At 60.8% G+C, this 16,155-nt stretch carries 13 protein-coding genes; 8 read left to right on the top strand and 5 right to left on the bottom strand.

Annotated elements, in window-relative coordinates:
- Positions 1–157: 157 nt before the first annotated feature.
- Entirely contained in the window at positions 158–721 is a 564-nt protein-coding gene (locus tag AC097A_RS11985) for a histidine phosphatase family protein (protein ID WP_479621024.1), read from the top strand.
- Positions 722–873: 152 nt separating this feature from the next.
- Here the strand turns inward: AC097A_RS11985 and prfH are convergent, their stop codons facing one another.
- Together prfH and AC097A_RS11975 are read right to left on the bottom strand one after the other, a co-directional pair.
- Positions 874–1,503, bottom strand: a complete 630-nt coding sequence (gene prfH, locus AC097A_RS11980) for a peptide chain release factor H (RefSeq protein WP_479621023.1) — start codon at positions 1,501–1,503, stop codon at positions 874–876.
- Positions 1,500–2,648, bottom strand: coding sequence for an RNA ligase RtcB family protein (locus AC097A_RS11975; protein WP_479621022.1), 1,149 nt, complete (start codon positions 2,646–2,648; stop codon positions 1,500–1,502). Before AC097A_RS11975 ends, prfH begins: the two co-directional genes overlap by 4 nt.
- 426 nt (positions 2,649–3,074) lie before the next feature.
- Between AC097A_RS11975 and AC097A_RS11970 the strand changes: the two genes are divergently transcribed.
- The 4 genes from AC097A_RS11970 to AC097A_RS11955 all read left to right on the top strand — a co-directional run bounded on the left by AC097A_RS11970 (position 3,075) and on the right by AC097A_RS11955 (position 8,844).
- Positions 3,075–4,424: a vWA domain-containing protein gene (locus AC097A_RS11970; protein WP_479621021.1), complete on the top strand. Its 1,350-nt coding sequence runs from the start codon at positions 3,075–3,077 to the stop codon at positions 4,422–4,424.
- A gap of 8 nt (positions 4,425–4,432) precedes the next feature.
- Positions 4,433–6,076 (top strand): sensor histidine kinase, encoded by a 1,644-nt coding sequence (locus AC097A_RS11965; protein ID WP_479621020.1) that lies wholly within the window; start codon positions 4,433–4,435, stop codon positions 6,074–6,076.
- A complete protein-coding gene (locus tag AC097A_RS11960; protein ID WP_479621019.1) occupies positions 6,073–6,774 on the top strand; it encodes a response regulator transcription factor in 702 nt (233 codons plus the stop codon). The genes AC097A_RS11965 and AC097A_RS11960 overlap by 4 nt, the downstream gene beginning before the upstream one ends.
- Before the next feature lie 411 nt (positions 6,775–7,185).
- Positions 7,186–8,844 carry a hypothetical protein gene (locus AC097A_RS11955; protein WP_479621018.1) on the top strand — a complete coding sequence of 553 codons (1,659 nt, stop codon included), beginning with the start codon at positions 7,186–7,188 and terminating at the stop codon, positions 8,842–8,844.
- Positions 8,845–9,120: 276 nt separating this feature from the next.
- Here the strand turns inward: AC097A_RS11955 and htpG are convergent, their stop codons facing one another.
- Entirely contained in the window at positions 9,121–11,115 is a 1,995-nt protein-coding gene (htpG, locus tag AC097A_RS11950) for a molecular chaperone HtpG (protein WP_479621017.1), read from the bottom strand.
- 217 nt (positions 11,116–11,332) lie between these two features.
- Here htpG and AC097A_RS11945 point away from each other — a divergent pair, with 217 nt between their 5' ends.
- Positions 11,333–11,599 carry a hypothetical protein gene (locus AC097A_RS11945; protein WP_479621016.1) on the top strand — a complete coding sequence of 89 codons (267 nt, stop codon included), beginning with the start codon at positions 11,333–11,335 and terminating at the stop codon, positions 11,597–11,599.
- Here AC097A_RS11945 and AC097A_RS11940 read toward each other — a convergent pair.
- Entirely contained in the window at positions 11,596–12,861 is a 1,266-nt protein-coding gene (locus AC097A_RS11940; protein WP_479621015.1) for an esterase/lipase family protein, read from the bottom strand. The genes AC097A_RS11945 and AC097A_RS11940 overlap by 4 nt on opposite strands.
- Positions 12,862–12,881: 20 nt before the next feature.
- On the bottom strand, positions 12,882–13,841 hold the full coding sequence (locus AC097A_RS11935) for a pseudouridine synthase (RefSeq protein ID WP_479621014.1): 960 nt from the start codon (positions 13,839–13,841) through the stop codon (positions 12,882–12,884).
- 217 nt (positions 13,842–14,058) lie between these two features.
- Between AC097A_RS11935 and AC097A_RS11930 the strand changes: the two genes are divergently transcribed.
- Entirely contained in the window at positions 14,059–15,405 is a 1,347-nt protein-coding gene (locus AC097A_RS11930) for a dicarboxylate/amino acid:cation symporter (RefSeq protein ID WP_479621013.1), read from the top strand.
- A 100-nt stretch (positions 15,406–15,505) separates the two neighbouring features.
- Positions 15,506–16,078: an NADPH-dependent FMN reductase gene (locus AC097A_RS11925; RefSeq protein WP_479621012.1), complete on the top strand. Its 573-nt coding sequence runs from the start codon at positions 15,506–15,508 to the stop codon at positions 16,076–16,078.
- The last annotated feature ends 77 nt before the right edge of the window (positions 16,079–16,155 follow it).

Here is a 16,155-nt window from a genome sequence, read left to right as displayed (position 1 = left end):
CCGACTATGGCTGGGTTGGGGCGGGAGGTCTGTTCGGTGCAGCACATGGCGTATGCATCTCGGTAGCCAAAAAGAACCAGAGGGGCCCCCGCGAGCCATGTTGGGAGAGCAAAGGCGATGGCAAGTGCGGGTTTTTCAGAACTGAAAGAATGGGCCCATGCCGATATCTTTTGTAACCCAGCGTCGCCTTGCGGTCTTCGTTCTAGTGGCGCTGGCCGCTGCGATGGCGGGCGCGCAACCCTTTGGCAACCAGTTGCAGCCGGGCAGTGTGGTGCTGATTCGCCACGCACAAGCTCCCGGTGTGGGTGACCCTGCTGCGTTTGCGCTGAATGACTGTCAGACCCAGCGGAATCTGAGTGACGAGGGCCGCGCGCAAGCGGCGCGCATCGGAGAATTTTTCCGCCAGCAACGCGTGCCGGTGGACGCAGTCTGGTCTTCTCAGTGGTGCCGCACGCGTGAAACGGCGGACGTAGCCTTTCCGGGACTGCGCGTTGACAAAGCGGCATTCAATTCATTTTTTGGCGAACCGGACAGCGCGCCTGACCAAACCCGCGCGGCCAGGGCCCTGTTGAATGCATGGCAGGGCACGGGGCTGTTGGTGGTGGTCACGCACCAAGTCAACATCACCGCGATAACCGGTGTGGTGCCTGCCTCGGGTGAGGCGGTGGTGCTCAGGCGCGAAGCTGGCCAGTGGAAGGTTGTTGCGCGCGTATCACCCTGAGCGGGTGTCTGGTCATTTCATGGAAGCGTGCCTGCGAGAGGCTCGTCTGAAGGAGAAAGCCCCGTTATTCTTGCGACTCCGGGGCTTTTGCTTGGCACTGATTTGCTATTAATTCAGTAGCTGATGGCGATTATTTAAGGCGGGTTGCAGGCCTATTCTTCTACAAATTTTTCTCCTTTGAATACTCGCCCCGCGTTACCCCGCTCCACCCCGTAGTGCTGTAGCCAGCGTTCTGCACGCGCGGCGTTGGCGTCATTGGCCGCCGCACTGGCCAGCTTGTGTGCCAGCAGTGCGCGAGCCAAGCGTTTGTTGGCATGCTGGCTGCGCTCGGTTTGCACCTTCACGCTCAGGCCGGTGGGCACGTGCGTGGCGCGCACGGCAGAGTCGGTCTTGTTCACGTGCTGGCCACCGGGGCCGCTGGCACGCAGGGTTTCAAAGCGCAGGTCTTTGTCCTGCAGCGCTTCACTGGTGTTTGGCGCATCGGGCTCAAACACTTCCGCACCGATGAACCAGTTTTTGCGCTTGTGCCCTGGCCGGTAGGGGCTGGGGCAGCTCCACTGCAAGCTTCCGCGCCAGCGCAGCGCCACGGCATGGGCCGCGTCGCCTTCCAGCGCCAACAGCACGGATCGCAAGTTGCCCGGCTTGTCGCCGGGCACGTCCTCCAAGAGTTGAACGCTGACGCCGGTGTCCGTGCATTCGCGCAGCACAAGTTGCAAAGCCTTGCGCACAGCCAGGCAGCATTCTTCCGGGCCGGTGTTGGCTGTCAGTTGTAGCAAGATCATTCGCAGCACTCCCCACGGGTTTTGTAGGTCAGCACCGGCTTGGCCCGCGCCAACAGTTCCACCAACCCGGCGCCCACCAGCGCGTGCACCACACTGTCGATACTTTTGTAGGCCTGCGGTGCTTCCTCGTAGATCAGTTGCTTGTCGTTGCAGATGACGCGGCTGCCCAGTGCGGTGCGGCCCATCTGCGTGGGCGTCATCAGCTTGAACAAGCGGTCTTTGCAGGCCGAACGAATCCACTTGCGCCCCGCACCATGCGCCAGCGACAGCAGCGTGTCGTGGCACTGGCGCGTGGGGCGCACCAGGTAGCTGTAGTCCCCGCGTGAGCCGGGTATCAGTACTGCACCTTGGTCCGACGGCGTGGCGCCTTTGCGGTGCAGCCATCCGGCTTGGCCGTGAATGCTGGCGCTGGCCACAAAGTTGTGGTGCACGTCCAGCACACAGCGGCCATCGGCGCGCACATTGGCCAGCAGCCGCTGCGCCACCAGTTGGCGGTTGCAGCGGGCAAAGCGTAGGGCCGCATCGTGCTGTGCCAGATAGTCAGCAGCCTCTGCCGTGCCTGCCTGCAGGCCGCGGTGGCCAAAGGCATCCACGTGCTGACGCAAGATGCGTTCGCCCAAGCCACGCGAGCCGCTGTGCACCAACAGCAGCAGGTGCTGCTTGTCGATGCCCAGCGCGGCAAGCGCTTCCGGGTCGTGCACCGTGTCTACTTGCTGAAACTCCGCAAAGTGGTTGCCGCTACCAATGGTGCCCAGAGATGCCTCGTGGCTACGGGGTTGCACCTCACAGCTCGCCATGGCTTGCGCCACCGCTGCTGCATCCTCTATGGGGCCGTCGATATTGCCCACGCGCTTTTCTAGCTTGTCGAGCTTGACTGCACTTGCGCGCAAGTCGGTTTTCCACAGCGCCATGCCGCAGCCAATGTCATTGCCCACCAAGGCGGGGTAGAGCTGTTGTGTTGAGAAAAATGCGGCCCCTACCGGATAGCCGCGCCCGGGGTGCAAGTCGGGCATGCCTGCGACGCGCTGCATGCCCTCCAGTTGCGATGTGGTGACGAGCTGCGCAATGGCAGCGTCTTCCATCCACGTAGCGTCAGACGCGACCACGCAGGCGCGGTCCGACACGTGTTTGACAAAATTGCCCATTAAAAATCCAGAATCAAAAGTCGTTGAAACTGGACCGGGACAGACGCGCGCACGCAGCGCGCTAGAAAAGGCGGGAGAGGTTTAGTTGATAAGCCCCGCCACCGCTGACCCAGCCCACAGGGAGGTCGTGTTCTTTTGCATGTTGTTCTCCTGGTAGGTGGATGAAAGGGTGGGGAGTGCAGTGTTTGCGCGTTGGCTAGATGCCACGGCGAAAACTGCAGGGCGCGACTTTAGCGGGGGATGCGGTGTGTGGCAAATGCGTAATGCACTGGTGACGCGTTTATGCGACAGCGGATCTCTTGCAATGGGCTCGCAATACAAACTTTTTACAAATTCCTCAAACTAATCTCACCAGTCACAAGCGCATTTTCAAGAAACTGGATTGGCAAATTTCGCACTTACCATCCAAACCTAAGAGGTCTTGAAATGAAAGAAATACTGAGTCGACTGTGCGGCATGCTGCTGGTGCCTTTGGGCCTTGCGGCGGCATCGGGCGTGCAGGCCAAGTCCATTGACTTTGACGCACGCTTGGGCACGCCTGTGGTGCAGGCTGGGCGTGCGCAAACTACCTTTCTTAAAGTGGCCTTGACGGGCTTTGAGTTGCAGGTGCAGGGCGATCGTCCACTGGCCAACGTTGCCATCGTCATAGACAAGTCGGGTTCTATGGGCGGGGAGCGCATTGAGCGCGCCAAAGAGGCCGCCATCATGGCGGTCAACACCTTGCAGTCCAACGACATCGTCTCCGTGGTGGCCTTTGACAACACGGTGGAAGTGGTCACCCCCGCCACCAAGGTGTCGGACAAGGAGCGCATTGCGCGGGCTATTCGCGGCATTTATGTTAATGGTGGTACAGGCTTGTTTGCCGGTGTGAGCAAAGGCGCCGCAGAGGTGCGCAAGTTTCTGGACAAGAACCGGGTCAACCGTGTCATCTTGCTCTCCGACGGTCAGGCCAACATTGGCCCCAGCTCCCCTGCCGAGTTGGGGCAACTGGGTGCCACGCTGGCGCGCCAAGGCATGAGCGTGACCACCATTGGCTTGGGCCGCGACTACAACGAAGACTTGATGACCCAGCTTGCCTCTTACAGCGATGGCAACCACATGTTTGTGGACAACTCACGCGATCTTGCAAGCATTTTTCAGCGCGAGTTTGGTGATGTGGGCTCGGTTGTCGCGCAAGAGGTGGAGGTGACCATTCGTCTCAAACCCGGCATCCGCCCCATTCGCATTTTGGGCCGTGAGGGTGAAATTGCCGATGGCGTGGTGCGCTTGCGCATGAGCCAGCTCTACAGCCAGCAAGAAAAATACGTGGTGCTGGAGGTGGCTGTGCCAGCCCGCAAGGCCGGACAAACCATGGACCTGGCCGATGTGGACGTGTCATACCTGAACATGCAGAGCAAATCCACCGAACGCATGAATCGCTCGGTGAACGTCAGCTTTACCGATTCTGAACAAGCCGTGGCGAACGCGACTGACAAGAAGACCATGATCTCTGCGGTGCAACAAGTCGCCAACGAAAAGAGCAAAGACGCCCTGCGCTTGCGTGACGAAGGCAAGGTAGAGGAAGCCAAGAAGGTATTGGAAGAGAATCGAAATTACCTGAGCAAGAATGCAGCCACGCTAGGAAGCCCTGGAGCCCCAGCGCCTGCATTGCAGGAAATGGAAACGGATACCAAAGAACAGGCCTCCAAGATGGAGTCCAAGAATAGTGCCGAATGGAGCTTGTTTCGCAAGTCCATCAAGGCCGATCAATACAAGCTGGAAAAGCAGCAAAAGTAGGAGCTGGTTTGCAAAAGAAGGTTGCCGTCATTCTGTTGTTGATTGTGCTGCTGCCCGTGGGGCTGCTTGCATGGCTGGGCCTGCGAATGGCCAACAACGAACAACGGGTGGCGGCAGCGCAGGTGCAAGAACTGGTGCAGTCCCAACTGGGCAACGTGGACGACACCATCAACGCCTACTTCCGCGCGCTACAAGACGACTGGGTGATTCGGCTCCGAGCACAGCCGCTCGGCACCCAGGCGCTTGCCAACTTGCCGCAGGAGCTGGGTGTGGTGCAGCAAGCGTTTGTCATTGGTGCAGACGGCAAGCGTGTCTATCCCTCATCCTCTGCCACCTTGACTGAGTCAGAAAAGCAGTTTATCCAGCGCACTGCAGCCCTTTGGGACAACCCCGGGCTACTCACCCAGGGGGCGTCGATTGGTGGCGCGGTGGGAAGCGCAAATGCAAGTGGTCTTGTGTCCAAACGCTATAGCGCTAGCGCAGCCAGTGCCGATGCGGGCCCGGCGCAGTGGGGCTGGTACACATGGCACTGGAATGCTGAGCTGCACCACATCTTTTGGCTGCGCGATGCGCAGAACCGCCTGGTAGGGGTGGAGCTAACGCCCGTGGCGCTGGTGGCCGACATCATTGCACTGCTGCCCTCTACCAGTGCGGATGGCTCGCAGGCCAAGAGCAGCACCCGTTTGGTCAACGGCAATGGGCAGGTGGTGTACGAGTGGGGAAGCTACCAGCCCGCCAGTGGCGAAAAGAGTTTGGCCATGCGCCCGTTGAGCCACCCCTTGGGCACCTGGAAGCTCGAGTACTTTGGCCCCGCGCTGGCCACAGCGGGTGTGGTGAATACCTGGGGTTTGGTGGCCGGCTTGCTGGGGCTAGCGCTTGCGTTGGTGGGCTTGGCCCTGTATCTGTACCGCGAACACACGCGCGAAATGCGCCTGGCCCAGCAGCGGGTCAATTTTGTAAACCAGGTGTCGCATGAGCTAAAAACCCCCTTAACCAACATCCGCCTGTACGCAGAGCTGATGGAAGATGCGTTGGACCCTGCGGTGGATGAGCAGGCGGCAGGTGGTAGCAAAGCGCACCGGTACCTGGGCATCATCACCGCCGAGAGCCAACGCCTCTCGCGCTTGATTGCCAACGTACTCAGCTTGGGGCAACTCCAAAAAGCGCAGTTCACACTGGCCTTGCAACAAGGCGTGGTGGACGAGGTGGTCGCGCGCTGCATTGCCGCATTCCGCCCCGCGCTAGAGGCCAAATCCATCACCGTGCAATGCACAGCGCAGGCGCCGCGCGTCGTCATGCTGGACGCGCAAGCGCTGGAGCAGATTTTGAACAACCTCTTGAGCAACGCCGAGAAATATGCCGCCAGCGGTGGCGCAATCCAACTAGAGACCACCCAAGCCCATGGTGTGAGCACCATCGACGTGCGCGACTTGGGCCCCGGCATCCCTGCCAGTGAGCGTGAACGGGTGTTTGAGCCTTTTTACCGCATCAGCTCCAAGCTGACCGATGGCGTGGCTGGCACCGGCATTGGGCTGGATATTGCCCGCCAGTTGGCCCGCCAGCACGGTGGCGACGTCACCCTGCAAGCCGCGCAGGCCGGCGCGCACTTTCGCGTAACCCTGCGCACCGAGTTTGTGGAACAGACGCCATGAAAGTATTGATCGCTGAAGACGACCTGCACATTGGTGAGGGCCTGCGCGACGTGGTGGAGGCCGAAGGCTACACCCCCATGCTGGCCAGCGATGGGGAGCAGGCACTGGCACTGTTTCATGTGCAGCGGCCGCAACTGGTGCTGCTGGACATCATGATGCCCAAGCGCGACGGCTACACCGTGTGCCGCGAGATACGGCGCGTGGACAACGATGTGCCCGTCATCTTCATCAGTGCCAAGTCCGAAGAGATAGACCGCGTGCTGGGCCTGGAGCTGGGGGCCGATGACTACATCATGAAACCCTTTGGCGTGCGCGAGGTGGTGGCCCGCATCCGCGCGGTAACGCGCCGCACCCTGGCGCGCACGCCCATGCCAGAGCTTGCGGCAGATGCCGTGCGCATTGGCGACTTGGAGCTCTACCCATCGCAACTGCGCGCACGCCGCGGCGATACGCAAATAGACCTGAGCCTGCGCGACGTCAAAATCTTGCAGCACCTGCTGCAACACAAAGGCAAAGTGGTGGACCGCGACAGCCTGTTTAACCACTGCTGGGGGCGAGATTACTTCCCCAACAGCCGCACGTTAGACCAACACATTTCCAAGCTGCGCAAACTCGTTGAGCGCGACCCCAAGGCCCCCGCCATCATTGCCACCGTGCATGGCGTGGGCTACCGGTATGACGAGCCGGGAGCTTCTTGAGTTGGTAGTTGCTACTGTTTGTATAGCTGCTTGCGCATATTCCACGAGGACTAGAGGCCGATTTGACTCTATAGGTTCTGCGGATGGAGTTGGGGCTGTACGACTTAAGCAGGAGGGCTTAAGAGGTAAAAACTCTGCACCGCCTAATGTGCGTTTGTGTCAGCTCGTTTTTGTGCTGGGTGGGGTGGCTGTAGTCGACCCAAAGCGGTCTTCTGGCTACTCAGACTCATGGCCGCTTAGCGGACATTCAAACTTGGATCATCAGGCGGGTACGATATACATTCGGAATGCCGCCAAGACCGGTCACCCGCCTTCTTTTTTTGGATCCACTCCATCCAGTTCCGTGGCAAATTTGGTCCAATAGAATTTCTGACACATAGGGGGGCGGCCTCTGTTTTAGCCCAACTGCACATGACCGAGACGACACCCCCTTCCTCAGACCGAAGGGCCTATCAGGCGGCGCTGGACAAGCTCGACGCCGCAGTATGTGATGCCATCGCGGTCGGCCAGGCTTCGGCCAATCGGATGGCCGCTCCCAATGTGGGGCACGCGACCCAGGTTTTCGCCCGTCTATGTGGCGCTGGGATGGCCATGGTCCGTGCTGCCCCATTATCGCGATGGGCGCGAGCGGACTTTGAGAACTGGGACTTTGGCGCAATATCGGGTCTTGCCTGCGGTCTCCTTGATGGCTCCCTCCTCTTTTTCTACTTAATTGAGCCACCAACGTCAGAGGCCGAACTGCAAGCCCGCATTGATGTAATGAACATCAATGACTGCACGCGCAGAATAGAACTGCATAGAAATCTCGGTAGCTTGGAGGATGTAATTGGATTTGAGAGCCAAAGACGTGAATTGCTGCAACGCCTGAAAGCCAATGAGCATTTCGTTGCGCTTCCCCAATTACTTCAAGTGCAATGCCTGGACGGCAGCGTACTCATGATCGACAGCCGCGAAAAGATTCTGGACGCATTGGGCTTTCCCAAAAAACATTTCGACGCGCTGTACAGCCTCTGGACTCAGCATCTGCACATCTTGCCAATGTCCTTCTATCGCATGGAGCCCAATGGCCGTGGCACTGGCCTCGAAAATGAAACGGACAGGGCTTACTTGATTCAGGCATTTCAGGTGTGTACGGCCTTTCTTTCTGATGCAACGGATTGCATGGTGGAGCATTTCCCAGATGCCGCCGGTTCGCGCAAAGGCATTGAATCTAGATTTCAACCAGGACCTGTCTCCAACTGCTCCAGGCGGTCCACTGGGCCCGTAGTGTCGGAGCGAGATCGGCCCACTTACGTCAAGCGGTACATGATCGCTTTGGGAAAGCCTGGCATTGCTCGGTGGTTGAAAGATTCCGGCATTCAGGAACTGGCAGAGCAACGTAGCAGGCAATTGATCAACGCGCCTTGGAACACTGAACTCACCGAAGTGGGCCAGTCCAGAGAATTTACGTTTTTGCGTGACTTTTGGAATATGTTTCAGGAATGCTCCCAGTCATGTCTGGCTCTTGACCTAATCCGAGACCTATCGCTCACATCGATGGCCCAAGTCGAGCCTGAGCGCCATACCGTCACGGCGACTTATTGGATGGAGAGCTATCTGAACGAGGTCTACATTTTTCAATGCCGCCTACTCGATCTCATTACCTTCATTCAGCGCAGGTACAAAAAGGATGCCGACTTTACTGAGTTCGTAACAGAGGTTGGTGACTCCCTGTCTGAGTTTGTGAAAAAGGAACTAGAAGCTTTGATCAAGGATCGCGGTACTCACGTCCATGAACGGCGCCACCGTCTATGCGATCCCGAACTGGCGAGATTGACGCAGCTGGACACGATGATAGACATCCTGGGGCACGCAGACCTAGGCCCTGTACGAGAGCAGTCGCGTTCGGAAGCAACGAAATGGCTTGGCATGCAGCTGCGTCACTACTCAGAACAATGTTGGCACTTATTCAATGAAGTGTGCCGCGGTTTTTCCGATGGGATCCTGCTGGACAACGACAAAATCATTGTTCCAATTCACCTCAAGGACAGGCCTGATGCCTTGGTGGGTGACCAACTACCTGCTTCATGAAATTCTCTAACGCGGGCTTGCCACTGCTTCCAAGACCTAACGCTGGCAGAGCCGGTGCAGCATCTCGGACCATGATTGGCTTCCAGATACCTGCCACTCGCCAGCGACCGCAGATGGCCCAGTTCAGCCTTTCCCGCTCCCATAGCTCCAACAAAAAGCCCCGCCAGTCTTGCGACTGTGGGGCTTTTTCTACGAGTCAATTGCTACTAATTTAGTAGCTGCTAGCGCATATTCCACGGGGCTATAGGCCGATTTATCCTCTAAACCCCTCGAGCATCACACCAGCAAGGCATTCACCCGTTTCACGTACGCCGCAGGGTCCGCAGGCAGTCCGCCTTCGGCCAGCAGCGCTTGGTCGAACAGGATGTGGGCCAGGTCGTTGAAGTGGACTGAGCCGTCCAGCTTCTTCACCAGCGCGTGTTCGGCGTTCACTTCCAGCACGGGCTTCACTTCGGGCGCTTGCTGGCCGGCTTGCTTGAGCATGCGGGCCAGTTGGGTGCTCATGCCGTGGTCTTGCACCACCAGGCAGGCGGGGCTGTCGACCAGGCGGGTGGTCACGCGTACGTCGTCGGCCTTGTCTTTCAGCGCTTCCTTCAGCTTGGCGAGCAGGGGCTTGAAGGCTTCGGCAGCTTCTTCGGCGGCCTTCTTCTCGGCGTCGTCCTGCAGGCTGCCCAAGTCCACCGCGCCCTTGGCGACGGATTGCATGGGCGTGCCGTCAAAGTCGTGCAGATAGTTCAGTGCCCACTCGTCCACGCGGTCCGTCATCAAGAGCACTTCAATGCCCTTCTTCTTGAACACTTCGAGCTGCGGGCTGTTCTTGGCAGCGGCCGCGTTGTCGGCGGTGATGTAGTAGATGGCCTCCTGGCCTTCCTTCATGCGCGCCTTGTAGTCGGCCAGCGACACGCTCACGCTGTCGGTGGTGCTGGAGGCAAAACGCAGCAGCTTGGACAGGCGGTCCTTGTTGCCAAAGTCTTCACCCAGGCCTTCTTTCAGCACGGCGCCAAATTCTGCGTAGAACTTGCTGTACTTGCCGACGTTGGCTTCCTGCTCTGCCTTCTCTTCAGCGCTAACCACATCGGTCACGCCATCTGCGCCGGCTTCAGGCAGCTTGTCGTTCTTGGCCAGCGTCTCCAGCATGGAGAGCACGCGCTTGGTGTTGCCGTCGCGAATGGCTTTCACGTCGCGGCTTTCCTGCAGCAGCTCGCGGCTCACGTTCAGCGGCAGGTCGGCGGAGTCCACCACACCCTTCACAAAGCGCATGTAGCTGGGCAGCAGGGCTTCGGCGTCGTCCATGATGAACACGCGCTTCACATACAGCTTGAGGCCGGCCTTGTGGTCGCGGTTGTACAGGTCCACGGGCGCCTTGCCGGGGATGTACAGCAGCTGGGTGTATTCGGTGCTGCCTTCCACGCGGTTGTGCGTGTGGGCCAGCGGCGCTTCAAAGTCATGGCTGATTTGTTTGTAGAAGTCGTCGTACTGCTCTTGGGTGATGTCTTTCTTGGCGCGCGACCAGATGGCGTTGGCCTTGTTGACGGTTTCCCACTCGCCGGTTTTGACCATGGCGCCGGGCTGGCGGCCACCGTTCTCGTCACCGGGCACCAGCAGTTCACCGTCTTTCCACTCTTCCTTTTCCATCTGGATGGGCAGGCTGATGTGGTCGGAGTACTTGTTGATGATGCCTTTGACCTTCCAGCTTTGGGCGTAGTCTTGGGCGTCGTCGCGCAGGTGCAGGATCACGCTGGTACCGCGCGCTTCGCGGGTGATGGTTTCCACTTCAAACGCGCCGCCACCGCTGGCGCCACCGTCGCTGACCCAGCGCACGGCTTCGTTCGCGGGCAAGCCGGCACGGCGTGATTCGACGGTGATCTTGTCGGCCACGATGAAGCCGGAGTAGAAGCCCACACCAAACTGGCCGATGAGCTGCGAGTCGGCCTTCTGGTCGCCCGACAGCTTGCTGACAAAGTCTTTGGTGCCGCTCTTGGCAATCGTGCCCAGGTTGTCGATGGCTTCTTGTTGGGACAGGCCAATGCCGTTGTCGGTAATGGTCAGTGTCTTCGCGTCCTTGTCGAAGGTGACCTTGACCTTCAGCTCGGCGTCGTTTTCGTACAGGCCGCTGTTGTTGATGGCCTCAAAACGCAGCTTGTCGCAGGCGTCGGACGCGTTGGAGATCAGCTCGCGCAGGAAAATTTCCTTGTTGGAGTACAGCGAGTGGGTCACCAGGTGCAGCAGCTGCGCCACTTCGGCCTGGAAATTCATGGTTTGCTTGGTCATAGATAGGTCTCTGAGTCTCAATAAAACGGTTCGCGCGCCTGTCAGGCAGTGCCTGTGGCGCGGGCAACCCGCAATTATGGGCGAGGCTGGGCTTTTCAAGCGCGGGCCTGTACTGGCCATAAAAGACGACTAGGCCCAAGGGGCTTGCCCACCCCTCTTCCCCCGCGCGGGCGTTAGCGCTACATTGCAAAAAAAGCACCCAGGGAAGCCCAACGCCATGAAACCGGACCAGCCTGTGCCGCCCTTTGACAAGCGGGCGGCCACCTCTTCCCCCGCCCCCAAGCCGTTTGACGGCTTGCTGGACCCCCTGCCTGTGCCCGAAGTTTCTGAGAGCGACACCGATACCGCCTGGGGCCTGTGGGAGGCCAGCGTGGGGGGCTTTCTGCAAGAGGGCAAGGCGCCGCCTGACACCCCGCCGCCCCATGGCTACGAACCCACCGAGCCCGCAGGCCTGGACGGTGAACCGGCCCCCGACAAAAACTAGGTCGACCCCACGCCCGGCGCGAGCCAGGCCAGCAACTGCGCGGTGACCTCGGGCCGGTGCAGCAGTTCCATGTGGTTCATGCGGTAGGCAATGCACTGGCTGGGCTTGGCAAACACCAAATTGCGGTTTGCCTCGTCGTGCAGGCCCAGCGCGCTGCGCAGCGGCACCAGTCCATCCCCCAGCAACCGGTCGGCCAGCGCGCTGCGTTGGCTGGCGGTGGTGGCTGCCACGGTGTAGCAGGCCACGCCCTCGGGCAGCGGCACGGGCGTGCGGCGGTCCGGTCCTTTCTGAAAGCGGTTCCGGCCCTGCCAGTCTTGTGGGCTGACAAAGCCATAACGCAGGTCGGTGATGCCGGCGCTGCGCAGCTGGCCCAGCTTGGCAAAGGGGCGCGAGTAGGGCGTGGCGCCCAGAATCACGTCCACCCAGTTGCCCGCACGCTCCAGCGGCGCACCGTGGTGTGGCGTGCCCAGAAAAACGATGTTCTTTAGCACCTGCCGCCAGCGCGCCGCGGGCCCCGCCTGCTGCACTGCACTGCGCGTGACCAGCCCGCCCATGCTGTGCGCCAGCACGGTGATCTCGCTCACCGGCACCGGCCAGTGGGCCACCAACTGGTCCAGCTCCTCCGCCAGCGCTGCACCGTTGTCCGAGGTGTGCAGGCCGGTGTTGTAGCGCACATAGACCGGTGTGTAGCCCAGCGCGGCCAGGGCGGTGGCGTGGCTGCGCACCTCGCCGGTGGCGGTGGTGTGCGTCCACTGCAGGTCGTTCATGCACAGGCCGTGAAGGATGACGAGCAACTTGCCGCCCACGGTGCCCTTGGCGGGCAAGGTGGCGGGGCGGGTCCAGTCCAGCGCCTGGCCGGCGTGGCGCAGCTGCAGGCGGGTGGCCAGTGGGTTGCCGCTGGCGGCCAGGCGGTCGCCCAGCACGCCGTTCAGGGCAGCCAGCACGGCTTCGCGCTGCGGGGTGTCGGGTGCTTCGGCATCGGCTGCGTCCAGCAGCGGCTGCAGCTTGCCCAAAATGGCTTCGGCCCCGTTGCCCACCAGCTGGGTCACACCCTGCACGGTCTGGTAAATCAAGCCGGTCAGGCCGCGTGTGGTGCCAGCTGTTTTGCCGCCCGGCACGCCCATACTGCCCCAGACGGACTGGTGCACGCCTTCGGCCATGCGGGCCACGCCGCGGGTGGCCTGGGTGGCCAGTTGCACCACGCCGCGCAGGTCAGACGCGCGAAAGTGCTGCAGGGCCTTGGGCCGGGGAGGCAGGGGCATAAAGGCCTTTGGAAGAGACGTTAGAACTTTTCGTGCGGCTGCAGGTAGCGCCACTGGCCCACGGGCAGGTTGCCCAGCATGACTTTGCCCACCCGCACGCGCTTGAGGCCCACCACGCGCAGACCCACCAGCTCGCACATGCGGCGGATCTGCCGTTTTTTGCCCTCGGTCAGCACAAAACGCAGCTGCTCGGGGTTTTGCCACTCCACCTGGGCGGGCTTCAGGGCCTGGTCATCCAAGCGCAGGCCGTGGCGCAGCAGGCGCAGCTTCTCGGGCGGAAACACGCTTTGCACATCGGCGCTGACGGGGTCGTCATCGTCAATGCGGCTGAGCTGCTGCACCTTGCCGCCATAGGTGGCGGCGGGCGAGTTGGCCGCGGCGCTGTTGGCCACGCCGGTGTAGACCACGCGCACCAAATACTCTTTTTCCATCACCGAGTCTTCGCCAATCAGCTGGCGCGCCACGCGGCCGTCTTGCGTCATCACCAGCAGGCCGGTGGAATCAATGTCCAGCCGGCCGGCGGGCACCAGGCTCTTGAGCTGGCTGCCGTGGAAGAAGAAACGCGCGTTGTCCTCGGCCCAGCGGTTTTGCGGCTGGATCAGGGTGATTGCGGGCTCGTGCCCGTCTTCGGCCTGGCCGCTGACCAGGCCAATGGGCTTGTTCAGCAGGATGGTGACCTGGTTGGCCTGCTGGCCCTGGGCTTGTTTGTCGATTTCGATGCGCACGCCGGGCAGCACCTGCATGCCCATTTCGGCCACCTTGCCGTTCACCTTCACCCAGCCCTTGCCAATCCACTCGTCGGCCTCGCGGCGCGAGGCCATGCCCAACTCGGCCATGCGTTTGTTCAGGCGCACGGTGCCGCCTGCGCCCTGGGCGGCGGTGTTGGTTTGGCCCTGGGGGATGGCGCGGTTGCCCGGCGCTTTGCTCGGCGGGGGCGCGGCGCGGCGGAAGGTGGGGGCGGGCGGTTTCTGGTCGGTCATGGTTGCTATATTTTTAGGAGCTGCTTGCGCATATTTTACGGGGGCTGGGTGCCAATTTGTTGCATAAATCACCTGGGCGTGGCCTTTCCCGAGGGCGTGGCCAAGGCGAAATAAGGTGCATAGGGTAAACCCTACTGTTGAACGCAACAGTTGGCGCCTGGCGGGGCAATCCGTATCGTCGCGCCCTGTTTTTGTACTCTCCAAAGGCCCCTCTGCCATGTCAGCGACCGTTGCGCGCAAGCCGCTCTACCAATCCCTTTACGTCCAGGTTCTGTTTGCCGTTACGGTAGGCGTGTTGCTCGGTCACTTTTACCCCCAGCTCGGTACCGACATGAAACCGCTGGGCGATGGTTTCATCAAGCTCATCAAGATGATCATTGCGCCCATCATCTTCTGCACCGTGGTGGTGGGCATTGCCGGCATGGAGGACATGAAAAAGGTTGGAAAAACCGGTGGCCTGGCCCTGCTGTACTTTGAGGTGGTGTCCACGTTGGCGCTCATCATCGGCCTGGTGGTGGTCAACGTGCTGCAGCCCGGCGCAGGCATGCATGTGGACGCCGCTTCGCTGGACACCAAGAGCATTGCGGCCTACACCGCACCCGGCAAGATGCAGGGCACGGTGGACTTTTTGCTCAATGTCATTCCCACCTCGGTGGTGGATGCGTTTGCCAAGGGCGAGATCTTGCAGGTGCTGCTGTTCTCGGTGCTGTTTGGTTTTGCGCTGCACAAGTTTGGTGGCCGCGGCACCATGGTGTTTGACTTCATCGAGAAGACCTCGCACGTGTTGTTCGACATCGTGGGCATCGTCATGAAGGTGGCGCCCATTGGTGCGTTTGGCGCCATGGCGTTCACCATCGGCAAGTACGGCGTGGATTCGCTGTTCTCGCTGGGCAAGCTCATGGGCGCGTTTTACCTGACCTGCCTGTTCTTTGTGTTTGGCGTGTTGGGCCTGATTGCCAAGCTGCATGGTTTCAGCGTGTTCAAGTTTGTGCGCTACATCAAGGAAGAGCTGCTCATCGTGCTGGGCACCTCGTCCAGCGAATCGGTACTGCCCCGCATGATGGAAAAGCTGGAGAACCTGGGCGCCCGCAAATCGGTGGTGGGCCTGGTCATTCCCACCGGCTATTCCTTCAACCTGGACGGTACCTCCATCTACCTCACCATGGCTGCGGTCTTCATTGCCCAGGCCACCGATACGCCCATGAGCTTGACGCAGCAGCTCACACTGCTGGCCGTGCTGCTGCTTACCTCCAAAGGCGCGGCGGGCATCACCGGCAGCGGCTTCATCGTGCTGGCGGCCACGCTGTCGGCCGTGGGCGGCGTGCCTGTGGCGGGCCTGGCACTCATCCTGGGCATTGACCGCTTCATGAGCGAAGCCCGTGCCCTGACCAACCTGGTGGGCAACGGTGTGGCTACGCTGGTGGTGGCCAAGTGGACCGGTGACTTGGACATGCAGCGCCTGCAGGCGGGGCTGGACCACCCCACGGTGCAAGAGGCCCAGGAGCCTGAGGAAATCTTGGACCAGCGCGTGGAGCACATGGCCGTTTCGCCCGCCAAGGCCTGATCGGCCCGGCCGGCGGGCCGAACTTTACGACGCAGTGTGCGCTGGCGAACGGTGCAACGGTGTTTGCAAGGGCAGCATGGGTCTCTTTGGGAGACAACTCATGGGCCTTTACCGGATCGCAGTGCTGGTTGGCAGCCTTCGGCGTGATTCGTTCAACCGCAAGCTGGCCAGCGCCATCACTTTGCTGGCGCCCAGTGAGTTCAGCTTCCAGCAGCTGGCCCTGGACGATTTGCCGCCGTACAACCAAGACGATGACGACAAGCAGGCGGACTCTGTCTTGCGGCTTAAACAGGACATCTCAGGCGCCAGCGCCCTGCTGTTTGTAACGCCGGAGTACAACCGCTCCATCCCCGGCGTGCTGAAGAACGCGATTGACCACGCCTCGCGCCCCTACGGCCAGAGCGCATGGCAAGGCAAACCGGCCGGCGTGCTGGGCGTGTCGGTCGGGGCCATTGGCACCGCGCTGGCCCAGCAGCACCTGCGCAACATCCTGGCCTATCTCGATGTGCCGACCATGGGCCAGCCTGAGGCTTTTGTCCACGCGAAGGCCGACCTGTTTGACGACGACGGCAAGATTGGCGCTGCCAGCCTGGCCTTCATGCAGACATGGATGGACCACTATGCCGCGTGGGTGAAGCAGCACGCGCTGGTATCGACGCCTCCATTGGCGTGAGGAGCTTGTCATGCTGCTCTCTCTAGAGATTGATGCCTACTCGCCAGCGCGCGATGCCCTGGCCGCATTGCCAACCC

This window comes from Rhodoferax sp. XS2R6 (assembly GCF_056521365.1).
The sequence above is the reverse complement of the archived record's forward strand: the minus strand, read 5'-3'. Positions and strand labels throughout refer to the sequence as shown.